We start from the raw sequence: 14,501 nt of genomic DNA on the forward strand, positions 1-14,501 counted from the left end.
GGGGAGATGCTCCAGTGGGTCGGCGGGCCGGGGGCCCGCTGGGTACAAGGGACAGGAGGTCAGTCGGAGTACGGGCTGGTGCCGAATCGGCGGGAGAAGTACGGGGCTTTGCGGACCCAGCGGGCCCAGGCCGCCACCGCCAGCCCGGAGGCGAGCATCAGGGCCGGGATGAGCAGGGTGAACCAGCCGTTGTCCGCGGAGAGCTCGAAGTGGTCGGCGGAGTCGTAGAACACCCAGGCCAGATAGCCGCCCACGGCAAGCAGGGTGACTGCGCCCAGCAGCGGGCCGACGACCGCCCGCAGGGCCTCCAGCGGCGAGCTGCGCAGGAGATGCCGGAAGCGCACGGCGGCGTTGGGCTCGACGCGGCTGAGCCGCCCGTACCCGCCCGCGATGCCCAGGATGGGCAGGAAGGCCAGCAGCATGAGTGCGGGCAGATGCAGACCGACCATGCCGGCCATCAGGCCGAGCCCGATGCCGATGCTTGAGGTGGCCGCGGTGCTCGAGGCGGCGATCGCCACACCGCCCCGGACGCCGAGCGACTTCTGCATCGTGGCCGGAGAGGCCTGGACGGGGGCTTGGGATCTTCTGCCCGAGTCCCTGGTCATTGCTGCCAACGGATCACCGCCTTGCTCGAGGAAGGACGCGGCCCGCCGGGGCCGGTGGCAGGTCATGAAACCCGCGAGCCGTTTATAGGTCAATGATGTTGTCGTAAGATCCCGTGGCATGGCTGAGAGTGGTGCCGGAGCCGCCACGGTGGCGGAGACGGCCCACCGAGCAGGGCATCGTGCTGTCCGAGCAGATCATCGTGGAGACCGTCCTGCGGCTGATCGGCCGGCACGGGGCGGAGGCGCTCACCGTCCGGCGGCTCGGCGCCGCGCTGGGCTCCGATCCGAGCGCGCTGTAGCGGGGTACCTTGCGCCCGACGCCCGCGGAGACGACCGAGGACATCGTCGCGTTCTACGGCCGGGCCCGTGCCGCCTCCGACAAGGTGATCGACGAGTTGGAGATCGACAGCGTCGGCACCGCGTGGCACGGCGAATCCCTCTCGCTGCGCTGGACGCTCATTCACATGATCGAGGAAACCGCGCGCCACGTCGGGCACATGGACATCGTGCGCGAACTCGTGGACGGGCGGACCGGCGACCACCCGCAGGGCTGATCGCCCGACGCACCGCAGGTTGAGCAGTACACCTCGGCGGCTTTCGCGCAGGTCTGCGGCAAGCACGGGATCCGGCGGAGCATGGGCCGGGTCGGCTCCAGTTACGCCAACGCCTTGGCTGAGAGCCTGTGGCAGGGGCTGAAACGAGAAGCTGTGCACAAGAAGACTTATCTCCACGATGGCTCAGGCCCGTCTGGAGATCTTCCGATGGCTCACGTACTACAACGCGCGACGACGTCACCGTGCACTGGCCTATTTGTCCCTGATGGAGTTCGAACAGCAGCACGCAAAGGCTAAACACTCACTGGCGGCGTAAACCCCTATGTCCACGTTCCGGGGGTCACCTCAGCCGACAGCCCGTCCGGCGCTTGAGGACACCACCGGCAGGGCGGTCCGATGGGTGGGGCGGAGCCCCCTGCACGGCGGAGCCGCACAATGTCACTGCGGGAAGGGAAGGGGTGGGGAGAAGTCACCGGTCCACGAGCGTCAGGTCGCCTGCGATCCTCGCCGGGATGCTCGCCCGCGTGGAGCGCCACATCGACCGCGGCGACCACCCGCCCCCGGTCGTCCCTGACCCGGACGGCGAGGGAGCTCAGGCCCTCCTCCTGTTGAGACCATCCCCGCGGGTGCCGGGCCGACCCCTCCGGACCTGCTGTTTTGTCTTCTCAGTCGTCCATTCGTTCGGCGGCCGGCCCCCGATCAGCCGACTGTCACCAACGTCATGACCAAGTTCACCTGGGCCTCATGATCCTGGAGCTGATGGTGCTGGTTGCCCTTGAGGTCGCGGGTCTGCAGGTCCAGACGCCGGGCTCCACCGTGTCGGTCGCGCGGGGGAGGCTGCCCAGGCACCGGCGGCCACCTTGTCGGAGTCGAGCACGTCCTCGCCGTACAGATCCTGCAGCCAGTTGGTCTGGTAAATGGTGTCGAGGTACCGCTCGCCGAGGTCCGGGCCGACGGCCACCGCGGTGAGATCGCGCGCGTCATGGCGGGCCAGCCAGTCCGTTGCTCCGCCGACCACCGTGCCGGTGGAGCCGCCGAACAGGAATCCGCGCCTGGCCAGACGATGGCAGGTACGGACGGTGTCCGCCTCCTCGACACGTATCACCTCATCCACATAGGACTCGTCGAGCAGCGGCGGGCGCATGCTCATCCCGAGGCCGGGAATCATCCGGCGGCCCGGCGAACCGCCGAAGGACACCGAGCCGACGCTGTCCACTGCGATGATCCGCACCGGCCGGTGCCACTCCCGGAAGTAGCGCGCGCAGCCCATGAGGGTCCCGGTGGTGCCGGCCCCGACGAACAGCACGTCCAGCTGCGGGAACTGGCGGGCGATCTCCGGTGCTGTCCTGCGGTAGTGCGCCTTCCAGTTGCTCGGATTGGTGTACTGACTGAGCCACACGTACCGGTCGTCGGAGGCGCACAGCGCACGGACGTACTCGAGCCGCGCGCCGAGAAAGCCGCCGTTGGCCTCCTGTCCGGCGATCATGTGCACCTGGCTGCCCAACGCCTCCATCATCATCCTGGTCGTCAGGTTGCCGCGGGAGTCCGTCACACACAGGAACCGGTAGCCCTTGCTCGCCGCGATCATGCTCAGCGCCACGCCGAGGTTCCCGGACGAGGACTCGACCAGGATCGATTCAGGCGTCAGGATTCCGTCCCGCTCAGCGGACTCCACCATCTCGGTCGCGGCCTTCAACTTGATCGAGCCGGCGAAGTTGAAGCCCTCACACTTCAGGAAGAGCGAGTGCCCGAAGATCGACCGAAGGTCGACATAGAGCTCCTCTTCGTTGTAGGCGTAGGGAACGGATACGACGGGCACGATGATCTCCTCTGTCTGGAGCAGAGCACTCTCGGAACGTCCATCCGGCCGTGGGCGGGCTTCTCGCCCTTGCGGGCGGGAGCCAGTGTCCAACCGGGCCGGACGGGGCCCTGCGTCAGCGGTCGCTGTCTCGTACGCCCTGACCTGCGGCGACTTGACCGGCGATCTCTCCTGGGATGATTCCTGGACAAGCTGCCTGGGATCTGGGCCGGCTCATCCGTACCGGCTCAGTTCGTGGAAGAAGTCATCGACGACGCGCAACTCTCCGCGGCGGACCACTTCGTCGTAGACGTCCTTGCCCACCGCGAGGTCGAGCACCCCGAGGCCGAAGGGCGAGAACACCACCGGTCGGTCCGTCGGCACCGCCACGCGCCCGGCCATCACGTCGTCCAACGTGCCGTGCAGGAACTCCCGGTTGCCCGTGAGCTGCTCGGCCAGATGCGGCGAGGTGTCGGCCTTCAGGCAGTGCTCGATGTCATCGACGATGTTGGCCGAGGCGAGCAGGATTTCCGGCGCGAGGTCGCGCAGCGACACGTGCAGCACCAGCGGATTGTGTGCGAAACATGACAGATCGCTGACATGCGGCTGGCCGGCGACGGTGGCGAAGACCACCAGGTCGCTGTGTCGGATCAACTGCTCGGCGCTGTCGTGCACGGTGATCCGGCCGGTGGTCCCCGACTGCTCCAGGTAGCACCGGAAGCCTGCCGCGCTGTCGGCGGACAGGTCGTGCACACCGATCTCGTCGAACGACCAGCCGGTGCCGGCCAGGAAGGTGTGGATGTAACGGGCGATCAGGCCCACCCCGAAGAACCCGACACGCGTCGGTCGCGGCCGGTCGCGGCTGAGCCAGTCGGCCGCCGACGCCGCCGAGGCGGCCGTCCTGGTGGCGCTGATGATCGAGCTTTCCAGACACGCGAACGGGTAGCCGGTGTCATGGTCGTTGAGGATCAGCACGGCCGAGGCCCTCGGGATGCCGGCCGTCACGTTCTCCGGAAAGCTGGAGATCCACTTCAGGCCGTCCACCCGCACCTCGCCGCCGATCGAGGCGGGCAGCGCGATGATCCGGGAGGACGGGCGGTCGGGGAAGCGCAGGAAGTACGACGGCGGGTTCACCGAATCACCGGCGCCGTGCACCCGGTAGGTGGCCTCGACCAACTCCACGATCTGCTTCTCGCGCCCGTGCAGTGCGCGCTGGACCTGGGCACCGGAGATCACGGCGAACGGTGGCACGGTGACCGGAGCGGACATTGCGGACTTCTTGGCGGTGGAACCGATGGTGGTCATCCTGCGGTCACCTCGACGGTCGGCGAGCAGTCGGCCAGACGCACCGGGTCGGCCATGGCGACGAGCACTTCGCGCGGTCCTTCGAAGGGCTCCCTGCTGTGCGCGGTGCGGACGTTGTCGACGAGCATCAGGTCGCCGGCCTGCCACGGCTCGCGTGCCGTGTTGGCCTCGTAGACGCTGTTGAGCAACTGAACGACGTCCTCGCCGATCGGGTCGCCGTTGCCGAAGCGGGTATTGAACGGCAGCCCGTCGGCGCCGTAGACGTCCACCAGGTACTCGCGCACCTCGGGGGCCATCGTCCACTCGTTGAGGAACGCGATCTGGTTGAACCAGCAGCGTCGGCCGGTGACCGGGTGACGCACCACGGCGCTGCGGCGCTGTCTGGTGCGCAGTCCGCCGTCGGGCTGCCACTCGAACATGATCGCGTTGGCACGGCAGTAGCTCTCGACGGCGCCACGGTCCGCGGTGCCGAACGCCTCGGCGACGGACGCCCCGATCTCGTCGTTGTAGCTGCGGGTGAGCAGCCAGCCCTCCCGCTCGAACCGCTCGGTCAATTCGGCGGGCAGCGCGTCGAGCACGGTCGGTGAGTCGGCCACCGCGGTTGCCCCGCCGTCGGTGGGCGCGCTGATACAGGCGAACATCATCAGGCCGGGGAACTCAAGCGTGTAGCTCAGTTCGTGGTGCATGCACATCGGCTGGTTCGGCGGCCACTTCGATGAGGAGTACACGCCGTCGGAGTAGGTCCGTCGGGGTGCGAAGACCTCCTTCTCGGTCATCAGACCGGTGGCCAGTCTCGAGAAGACGGCGCCGGTACCGTCCGCGTCGCGCAGCCCGAGGCCGCGGACCAGGACCGAACCGTGCTCGGCGACGACAGCGCGCAGCGCGTCCCGGTGCTCGGCCGCCCAGCTCGGCGCGGAGCCGGTGGCCTCGGCCCGGAGGAGAGGAGGTTTGCCGGGTTCGAGTTCGACGTCGACCGGCGACGCCGTGGATATGGAAGACATCTCGGTTTCCTTTCAGTTGCCGGTCAGGAAGAAGCGAACAGTTCGGCGGCGCGCAGCACGGCCTGTGCCGCCTCGGTAGGACGGGTACGCAGGAAGTAGTGGCCGCCGTCGGCGAGTTCGTGCAGGTCGACCTGCTCGGCCAGGAGCTGCCAGTCGGGGTACCGGCGCGGATACTCCGCCGTGCTCGGGTCGTCGGCGGCAACGACCACGGTGACCGGCGCGGACAGCTTCAGCGCCGGCGGGCTGTCCAGGGCGTCGGCGAAATAGCGGTGTGCGGACACACAGTCGTGCCGGTAGGCGGCACCGATGTGCTCGGCGTACTGCGCATCCAGCTCACCGAGTTCGGGGTACCCGCCGTCCGCGCTCAGCATGCCGGTGATCTCGGCGTCGCTGCGCCCGGTCAGCTCGGTGATGCCGGCGCGCCGGTGGGCGGCGTTGCCGAGCAGCTGCGCGCCGAGGAACACCCGCTGGACGTCCACCCCGCGCTCCTGCAGCTTTCTGGCCGTCTCCACGGCCAACGCGGCGCCCGAGGAGTGGCCCCAGAGCAGGACCCTGGTCAGGCCACGCCGGATGATCTCGACGACGACCTGCTCGACCACCTGTGCCATCGGGGCGAACGGCCCGCTCCCGGCGGCCACGTCGTGACCGGGCAGCTCGACGGCGTAGACCGCCGGCCCGCCGCCCGGCAGCGCCCCGGCCATCGGCTGGAAGTTCACCGCGTTGCCGCCGGCGTAGGGGAAGCACACCAGGGCAGCGCCCTGCGTACCGTCCGATTCCGACAGTGACTGAAGCAGCCCGGAGCGCCCGGAGCGCCCGGAGCGCAGCTCGGACCTGCCATCGACCAGCCCGGCCAGATCGGCAAGGATCGGGTGACGGGTGACGTCCTTGAGGGACACCGCACGGTCCAGGGTGATCGCCAGCTTCACTGCCGACAGCGACGTGCCGCCCCGGTCGAAGAAGTGGTCCCGCCGTCCGATCCGGTTCTGCGGGATGCCGAGCACCTTCGCCCATGCGGCCGCCAGCTGCCGTTCGGTCGGCGTATTCGGCGCGCGGTAGTCGTCCTGGACGAGGCCGAGTTCTCCGGCGAGCGTCTCCAAAGTCTTCCTGTCGATCTTGCTGTTGGCCGTCAGCGGCAGACTCTCTCGCCAGTGGAAGGCCGACGGGACCATGTATTCGGGCAATGACTCACCGAGCCGGTCCAGCAGGACGTCTTCCTCGAGTGCCCGCCGGCCGGAGTAGAAGGCCACCAGGTGCTTGCTCTGGTCGGCCCGCTCGGTGACCACGACCGCACCGTCGCGCACACCGGGCACCCGCAACAAGGTGTTCTCGATCTCGCCGATCTCGATCCGGAAGCCACGAATCTTTACCTGGTTGTCCCGGCGGCCGAGGAACTCCAGCTTGCCCTCGGGCTGCCAGCGGCCGTAGTCGCCGCCCCGGTAGAGCCGGGCGCCCTCACGGTGCGGATCGGCGAGGTAGGCCTGCCGGGTGCGCTCGGGGTCGTTGACGTATCCGCGGCCGACGCAGACGCCGGAGAAGACGATCAGACCGGGGGCGCCGAGCGGCACCGGGGTCAGGTGCTCGTCGACGACATAGACGTGCACGTTGTTGACCGCGGGACCCAGCAGGACCCGGTCCCCGTCGGGCACGCGGTCCATGACCTCGTGGTTGGTGTCGTCCGAGGTCTCGGTCAGCCCGTAGGCGTTGACCAGCCTGATCCCGGGCTGGGCGGCGAACCAGCGCTGCGTGAGCTCCTTCTTCAGCGCCTCGCCGGTGACCGACACGCACCGCAGGTCCGGCAGCTCGCGGGGGTGCTGCTTCAGACACGACACGACGACGTCCAGGTAGGAGGGTACGACCTGGAGGACGGCGACCCGGCCGTCAATGATCTTGTCGACGAACCGCCGGACGTCCAGGATCACCTCCTGCTCCACCAGCAGGGTCCGCCCCCCGACCAGGAGCCCGGACACCAGTTGCCACAGCGAGATGTCGAAGCACTGGGGTGCGGTCTGGGCGACCACCTGTCCCTCGCCGATCTCCAGGTCGTCGATCTTGGCGTAGAGGTGGTTGAGCATGCCCGCGTGCTCGCACATCGCGCCCTTGGGCTCCCCGGTGGACCCCGAGGTGAAGTAGATGTAGGCGAGCTGGTCCGGTGCGACGCGGAGGCCCAGATCGTCGTCGGCATGGTCCTCCTCGTAGGCTGCGCCGACGAAGAGCTTCTGGACCCCGGACAGCGAGTCGAGGGCCTGGTCGAGCGTGGAAGTGCTGCCGGGTTCGGTCAGCACGAGCCCGCATGCCGCACGGGAGAGCATGGTTGCGAGGCGATCGGCCGGGAAATGCGGCTCGATGGGCAGATACACGCCGCCGGACTTGAAGACCGCGAGCACGGCGGCCATCCAGTCCAGGTTGCGCTCGGTCACCACCGCGACGACGCCCTCGGGGCGAAGCCCCCGCGCCAGCAGGGCCCGTCCCAACCGGTTGGCACGCGCGTTGAGTTCCCGATACGTCAGCTGCCGCTCACCGTGCACCGCCGCGACGGCGTCCGGGTGTGCCGCCACCCGCTGCTCGAACAACTCGTGGAACCGGCGGTCCGGGAGCTTCCGGCGCGGACCGGCGAGCCCCTCGAGCTGGAAGCGGAGTTCCTCGGTGGAGAGCAGGCTCTGCCGCCCGTGCTCGGCATCCGGATCGGCAGCGATCAGCGCGAGGGCGGTGAGGTGGTATCCGGCGATCCTGACGGCGTAGTCCGCGTCGACCGCGTCGGTCCGGTACCGCAGCCGCAGCACGAGCCGACCATCGCGTTGCGAAAATCCCACCCACAGCAGGGTGTCACCGGCGAGTTCGCCGCCCGAGCCGTGCGGATCGAACACGGTCTCGATCGACGGCTCGGCCAGGCCCAGTTCGCTCCTGAGCTCATCGACCGGAAAGTTCTTGTGCACCAGCAAATCCGACGCGACTCGATGGGCGTCCAGCAGCAGCGTCCGCCACGAGTCGGGTTCGGTCGTGAGCCGGCAGGGCAGCGGACGGCCGCCCTCCACCGTGACGTAGCCGGTCGCGACCTCGTGCTCGCCGGACAGCGCGTCGAGCACCTTGGCGTGCGCGGCCAGCAGCACCGAGTCGAGCGGCACCGCCAGGTCCTTGGCCAACCGGCCCAACGCTGCCACGACGTCGTCCGGGATCGTCGCCTCGTGTTCGCCGACGCCCGTCACCGGATTGAGCGTCCACCGCGGTATTGCGGTGAATCCACCGGCGACGAGCACCGCGCGCCAGAATTCCCGGTCGGCCTGCACTTGCATTCCCATCTGGTCGTCCCTCTCCATTCACCGTCGCCACCATGCTGTTCGGTGCCGACAAGGGCGGCACTACGCCTTCCGCGCCAGTGCCTCGGGCTGATCAGGGGCATCTCGCGTCTCCGTGGCGGGATTTCCTCCCCAGCGTGCGTGCTGCGGGACTTCCTCGCCTTTCATGAGAAAGGAATCCGGGGCGAGCACAGCGCCGTCGCCCATTGTCACGCCGTAGTGGACGTGTGCTCCCACACCGATGGTGCAGCCGGCGCCGATGGTGCTGCGATCGGACTTGAAGGTGCCGTCCTCCTGAGAGTGGCACTGGATCTTGCTTCCCGCATTGAGCGTGCAGTCGCTTCCGATGGTGGTGAGCGTCCGCTCCGTCAAATAGCAGCCGTCATCGAAGACCCTGCTGCCGAGCCGAACCCCCAGCATCCGCCAGATCACGTTCTTGAAAGGGGTGCCGTTGAAGACGTTGAGGTACGCGTCAGGCACCTTCCAGAGGCGCTCGTGCCACCAGAAGTACGGGTCGTAGATGGAACACAACTGCGGTCGGAGCGCGCGGAATGCCGCGATGCCGCGCTCCACCAGTACGAAGTAGACAGCGGTGAACCCAAGGCTGAACACCAGGAACGCAGCGAGCAGCACATGCCCGTAGGAGTCGTACAGATCGACGTTCGCCAGGGCGAGCATCGTGAGCACGAAGAAGTGCAGCCACCGCACGAGCAGGAAGAAGACCATCGAGCGGATGTTGTAGCGGTTCTTTGCGGCGAGGCTGCGGCGCAACTCGTCGCCGGTCCGGAGATGGTCGAACCGGGAGTCGCGCTCGACCGACCGGGGAATCTCGAAGCATGGTGAGCCGAGCAGGCCCACCCCCTCGCGTACCTCGCCGTCGAGCGGAATCATCACCTTCGTCGCGAGGAGACAGTTCTCGCCCGTCCTGGCCCCTGAGGGATAGGCGATGTTGTTCCCGAGGAAGTTGCGTGGACCGATCGAGGCCCGGGACACCCGGAAGGACGTGCTCGAGAAGTCGGCATTGATGATGGAGAGCCCGTCAGCGACCATCGTTCCGCTGCCGACAGAGCACAGAAACGGGGACTCGTGTTGCACCTCCGTGCCGAAGTTCGACCCGGTCTGCTCGACCCGGGACAAGTCGTATCCGAGGCCCCGCAGATAGTGGACGATGTAGGAGCTGTCACCGAACAGCCATGCGAAGAACTTGATGTTGGTCATGCGCCCGATCGCCCGGTGCATCGAGTAATGAAACCCGTACAGCGGATAGACCTTGTCCGGCTTGACTGCCAGGTTCAGCAGGTGCGGAACGGTGAACAGGACAGCCAGGCCCACGACGACGAAGCCGAAGAACAGCACGAAGGAAAGGATCAGCGCGTCGATGTAGAGATCCGGCGAGGTGAATCCCACAGCACCCGGGCCCAGCCGGTTGTGCAGCGCCGGAACCAGCGTCACCAGCATGTACGCGCCCCCGACAGTCAGCGGCACGTAGAGGAAGAACAGCTGAAGCACGGTGATGAGACCGAAGCCGGCCCGACGCAGCGTGCCGCACTTGGCCGGCCCGATCCTCAGGTAGTCATGCTCGGTGGGCTGTGCCGGTGATCCGTGCCAGCGCTGGCCGTCAGGGACCACCTGGCCGCTGTACAGCGTGGACGTGTGGCCGAGTTGCGCTCCGTCGCCCATCGACGTGTCGATGTCGAGCACGGTCTTCTCGCCGATGAACACGGCCCGGCCAAGGGTGACCGGGCCGGTCTGGATACGGCCGGCATGTGCCCGGTAGCAGAGGAGGAACGAGTCTTTGCGGACCACGGTGCCGGCGCCGATCGTGAGCAGGTCGGTGCAGACCGGAACGTTGCGGGAGAGAATCGTGACCCCCTTGCCGATCCGTGCGCCCAGGGCTCGCAGGTAAAGCACGTACAGCGGATTGCCGACGAAGAAAATCATCGGGTTGGCGTGTATCAGCACCTTGATGGTCCAGAAGCGCAGATACGTCAGACCCCAGACCGGGAACTCGCGCGATTTCCACCGGCCGATGAGGAGCCATTTGGCCACGATCGGGAAGGTGCACAGAGCAACGAATCCGATGCCGCCGAAGACGAACGATCGCAGATAGATGCCGATCGCATCCGAGCCGGCGGAGACCCATGCATAGCCTCGGTCGGCAACGAGTCCGGCGAGGAAGGAATATCCCAGGAAAAGCAGGAACTGCAGCGTTCCGCAGAGGGCGTACCGCACCGTGCCGGCCGGCGGCACCACCTCGGTCGACACCGGGACCGACGACTCGACAGGGGTGGGCGCGGCGTCCGCAAGCCCCGTCGCCAGACTTCCGATCGTGGGGTGCCGGTAGATATCCTTCATCGATGCTGAGGGGAGGTCCGTCCGCTTCCTGACCCGTGCGCAGAATTGGGCCATCACCAACGAGTTGGCGCCGAGGTCATCGAAGAAGTGGCTGTCGACCGGCACCCGCTCGACGCCCATGACGTCAGCCAGCACCTCTGCGAGGTCTCTTTCGATGCCGGTCCTCGGGCCGGTGTACCTGCGCTTGTCGATCGCAGATTCATCCGGCCCGGGCGCCAAGACGTCGATGGATTTCTCCTCCATACGAGCTCCTTGAGGAACAGTCGAGCGCCATCGGCCATGATGGTCGGCGCCCTGATACTCGCGCTTTTCGATGGCCGGAGCGAGTAATCCGGAATTCTGAGGTCGGGATCTGTTGTCCAGTTCCTAAACCGTTGCCCAGTCTCTGCTGTTCACCGTCGGGCTGCCACTCGGACTCGATCACGTTGGCGCGGCTGTGGCTCTCGGCGGCGCCCGAGGGGTGCTCGCTACCGGAGGCCTGGCGTCGGGGGAGCGGCGCACTCGCTGCCCGAATTCATTCCTCATCCGCGATCCCGCCCATGGGACGGCGATGAGCTGCACACGGGTCTCGCCCTACTGCATACGAGTGGCGTGGGTCTGATCCAGGAGGGGGGCTGCGCCGGTGGCGCGTGTCGAGATCCGCGAGCGCTGCGTCAGGCTGGGTATGCGTGCGTCTGTGCGGCCTTGACCGTGGCCCAGACCGGGGCTCCCGGATGGAGGTCGAGTTCGGCTGCGGCGACCGTGGTCAGGTCGGCGGCGAGGGGGAGCTCGCCGGTGAGGTCCGCGCGGATCTGGTCGCCGTGCGTTTCGAGTCCGGTGACCTCGCAGTGCCACAGGTTGCGGGCGCTGGAGCCGGTGGGCCGGTCGCGGTGGAGGGTGACCGCGCCGGGCGGGAACGCGACGAAGGCGGGGCCGGTGAGATCCTCGGTGGTGGTGATCGCCGGGCCGGATTCGAGCCGTACGGTGTGCCCCTCGGCCAGCCCCTTGTAGAGGTTCAGGCCGACCAGTTGGGCGATGTAGTCGGTACGCGGATGGCGGGCGATGTCGGAAGGGGTGCCCTCCTGGACGACCCGGCCGTGCTCGATGACGACCAGCCGGTCGGCCAGCACCATGGCGTCCAGCGGATCGTGCGTGACCAGCACGGCGGCCGCCTCGAAGTCGGCGAGGTGGCGGCGGAGTTGGGCGCGTACATCAAGGCGGGTGCGGGCGTCGAGCGCGGCCAGCGGTTCGTCGAGCAGCAGCAGCCGGGGGTGGGTGGCCAGGGCGCGGGCGAGGGCGACGCGCTGGGCCTGCCCGCCGGAGAGTCGGCGAGGTTTGGCGCCGGCGTGGTCGGCGAGGCCCATGCGGTCCAGCCACTCGGCGGCCTGCGCGCGAGCCTCGGCCTTGGACGCGCCCTGGCAGCGGGGTCCGAACGCGATGTTGTCGAGGGCGGAGAGGTGCGGGAAGAGCAGGTAGTCCTGGAAGACGACGCCGACCGGACGGGACTCGGGCGGCGTACGGTCCAGCGCGACGCCGTCGAGGCGCAGATGACCGCCGGTGAGCGGGGTGAGACCTGCGAGCGCGCGCAGGGCGGTGGTCTTGCCCGCGCCGTTGGGCCCGAGGAGCGCCACGACGTCGCCGGGCGCGGCCGTCAGCGCCACGTCGAGGTGGAAAGGGCCGCGGTTGACGACCAGATGGGCGTCCAGACCCGCGGCGGATGCGGCCGTGGTGGGGAGGCTGCCCGTGGCGTCGTCGATGTCCGTCATGAGGGGTTCGTCCAGCGGTTGCGCGGTGGGGGAACAGGAACGGAAGCGCCGGCGGTCCGGCGCCTCGGCGATCCGGGGCGGACTGCGAGTGGCTCCCGGGCGGTTCGGGTCATGAGGCCGTCATCCAACGGTCACGCAGTCCGGCCAGGACCGCGATCGACACGGCGAGCAGGGCCAGGCTCAGCGCGATGGCGGCGGCCGGGTCGTTCTGGAGGGCGAGGTAGACGGCCAGCGGCATGGTCTGCGTACGGCCGGGAAAGTTGCCCGCGAAGGTGATTGTCGCGCCGAACTCGCCGAGCGCGCGGGCCCACGCCAGCACGGAACCCGCTGCGATGCCCGGCGCGATCAGCGGCAGGGTGACCCGGCGGAACGCGGTGAAGCGGGAGGCGCCCAGCGTGGTGGCAGCCTCCTCGTACCGGGGATCGGCCGCCCGTAGCGTGCCCTCCACGCTGATGACGAGAAACGGCATCGCCACGAATGCCTCCGCGACCACCACCCCCGCCGTCGTGAACGGCAGCGTGATCCCGAAGGCCGAGTCCAGCCACTGCCCCACGACACCGTTGCGCCCCAGCGCCAGCAGCAGTGCCACACCACCCACCACCGGCGGCAGGACGAGCGGCAGCGTCACCAGGGCCCGTACGAAACCCCGCCCCGGGAAGTCCGTGCGCGCGAGAAGCCAGGCCAGCGGCACGCCCAGCACCAGGCTCACCGCGGTTGCCGCGGTCGCGCACACCAGGGACAGCTGAAGAGCTTGCCACACCTCCGTGCTGGCCAGCTGGTCCGGCAGGCTGCGCCAGGGAGCCCGTACGAGAAGGGCGATCAGTGGCAGCAACAGAAACGCCAGGCCGACGAGGGCGGGCAGCAGAAGAGGCAGAGGCACCCTGCCCCGGGCGTCCGCGCGGACGCGCCGGCGCCGCGGCCGGCCCCCGCGGGCGTCGCCACCCGTGAGGAGCTCGTCCGCGGCGCCGGACTTGTCCAGCTCGGTCACGGCTTGAGGAACCCGGCCGCCGTCAGGACCTTCTGGCCCTCGGCGGACTGCACCAGCGCGATGAACGCCTTCGCCGCGTCGGCGTTGGGCGCTTCCTTGAGCAGCGTGATCGGGTAGTCGTTGATGGCCTCGGCGGACTCGGGGAACTCCACGCCTTCCACCCTGTCACCCGCTGCCTTCACATCGGTCTTGTAGACCACGGCGGCGTCGGCCTCCTTCAGCCCCACCTTGGTCAGGGCGCTTTTGACGTCCTGCTCGTACGAGACCGGGGTGAGCTTGAGCTTGCCGGCCTCCAACGCCTTCTGTGCGGCCGCCCCGCACGGCACCGTCTTGTCGCACAGCACGACCTTCAGGCCGGACTTGGTGAGGTCCTTGAGGGAGGAGACCTTGTCGGGGTTGCCCGGCAGGGTTGCGATCTCCAGCTGGTTGCGCACGAAGGTGGACGGCGTGCCGACCGCGTCCTTCGCGTCGGTGACGATCGCCATCGTCTTCGGGCTGGCGGCGGCGAAGACGTCGGCCGGGGCGCCACCGGTGATGCTGGCGGCGAGGGTGTCGCTGCCACCGAAGTTGAAGGTGACCTTCGTGCCCGGGTGGGCCTTCTCGAACCCCTTGCCCAGGGTCGTGAAGCTCTCCTTGAGCGAGGCGGCGGCGAAGACGGTCAGCGTGCCGGAGAGCTTCTTCGACGAGCCCGTGGACGCCGAGGAGTCCGGCTTGGCCGAGGAGTTGTCGGACGAGGAGCAGGCGCTCAGTGCCAGCAGCGCAGCGGCGCCTGCGCCGGCCACCTGCAGGGTCCGGCGGGTCCGGCGTACGGAACGGGTCGTCACGGGGTCTGCTCCCTCTGGTTTCTTCCTGAAGAG

At 68.5% G+C, this 14,501-nt stretch carries 10 protein-coding genes and 2 pseudogenes; 3 read left to right on the forward strand and 9 right to left on the reverse strand.

The window, feature by feature from the left end:
• Window positions 1-59: 59 nt before the first annotated feature.
• Window positions 60-605: a hypothetical protein gene (locus tag OH809_RS37395; RefSeq protein WP_406416824.1), complete on the reverse strand. Its 546-nt coding sequence runs from the start codon at window positions 603-605 to the stop codon at window positions 60-62.
• 122 nt (window positions 606-727) lie between these two features.
• On the opposite strand from OH809_RS37395, the pseudogene OH809_RS37400 reads away from it, so the two are divergent.
• The 3 genes and pseudogenes from OH809_RS37400 to OH809_RS37410 form a co-directional block, all read left to right on the forward strand.
• Window positions 728-901 (forward strand): annotated as a pseudogene (locus tag OH809_RS37400) (TetR/AcrR family transcriptional regulator); the annotation flags it as partial.
• A gap of 12 nt (window positions 902-913) precedes the next feature.
• Entirely contained in the window at window positions 914-1,159 is a 246-nt protein-coding gene (locus OH809_RS37405; protein WP_406416823.1) for a DUF664 domain-containing protein, read from the forward strand.
• Between the two features lie 24 nt (window positions 1,160-1,183).
• Window positions 1,184-1,475, forward strand: a pseudogene (locus tag OH809_RS37410) (integrase core domain-containing protein); the annotation flags it as partial.
• Between the two features lie 426 nt (window positions 1,476-1,901).
• On the opposite strand, the gene sbnA reads toward OH809_RS37410, so the two are convergent.
• From sbnA to modA, 8 genes are all read right to left on the reverse strand, one after another.
• Window positions 1,902-2,978 (reverse strand): 2,3-diaminopropionate biosynthesis protein SbnA, encoded by a 1,077-nt coding sequence (gene sbnA / locus OH809_RS37415; RefSeq protein WP_406416821.1) that lies wholly within the window; start codon window positions 2,976-2,978, stop codon window positions 1,902-1,904.
• A gap of 213 nt (window positions 2,979-3,191) precedes the next feature.
• On the reverse strand, window positions 3,192-4,262 hold the full coding sequence (gene sbnB, locus OH809_RS37420; RefSeq protein ID WP_406516105.1) for a 2,3-diaminopropionate biosynthesis protein SbnB: 1,071 nt from the start codon (window positions 4,260-4,262) through the stop codon (window positions 3,192-3,194).
• Window positions 4,259-5,263, reverse strand: coding sequence for a TauD/TfdA family dioxygenase (locus OH809_RS37425; protein WP_406416818.1), 1,005 nt, complete (start codon window positions 5,261-5,263; stop codon window positions 4,259-4,261). The genes sbnB and OH809_RS37425 overlap by 4 nt, the downstream gene beginning before the upstream one ends.
• A gap of 23 nt (window positions 5,264-5,286) precedes the next feature.
• The gene (locus OH809_RS37430) at window positions 5,287-8,559 is read right to left on the reverse strand and encodes a non-ribosomal peptide synthetase (protein ID WP_406516106.1); all 3,273 of its coding nucleotides are present in this window, start codon (window positions 8,557-8,559) and stop codon (window positions 5,287-5,289) included.
• Window positions 8,560-8,619: 60 nt separating this feature from the next.
• The gene (locus OH809_RS37435; protein ID WP_406416816.1) at window positions 8,620-11,154 is read right to left on the reverse strand and encodes a Pls/PosA family non-ribosomal peptide synthetase; all 2,535 of its coding nucleotides are present in this window, start codon (window positions 11,152-11,154) and stop codon (window positions 8,620-8,622) included.
• 410 nt (window positions 11,155-11,564) lie between these two features.
• Window positions 11,565-12,656 carry an ABC transporter ATP-binding protein gene (locus tag OH809_RS37440; RefSeq protein ID WP_406416814.1) on the reverse strand — a complete coding sequence of 364 codons (1,092 nt, stop codon included), beginning with the start codon at window positions 12,654-12,656 and terminating at the stop codon, window positions 11,565-11,567.
• A 109-nt stretch (window positions 12,657-12,765) separates the two neighbouring features.
• Window positions 12,766-13,644, reverse strand: coding sequence for a molybdate ABC transporter permease subunit (gene modB / locus OH809_RS37445; RefSeq protein WP_406416813.1), 879 nt, complete (start codon window positions 13,642-13,644; stop codon window positions 12,766-12,768).
• Window positions 13,641-14,468, reverse strand: a complete 828-nt coding sequence (modA, locus tag OH809_RS37450) for a molybdate ABC transporter substrate-binding protein (RefSeq protein WP_406416811.1) — start codon at window positions 14,466-14,468, stop codon at window positions 13,641-13,643. The genes modB and modA overlap by 4 nt, the downstream gene beginning before the upstream one ends.
• Window positions 14,469-14,501: the final 33 nt, after the last annotated feature.

Source organism: Streptomyces sp. NBC_00873, from assembly GCF_045207415.1.
Classification (GTDB): domain Bacteria; phylum Actinomycetota; class Actinomycetes; order Streptomycetales; family Streptomycetaceae; genus Streptomyces.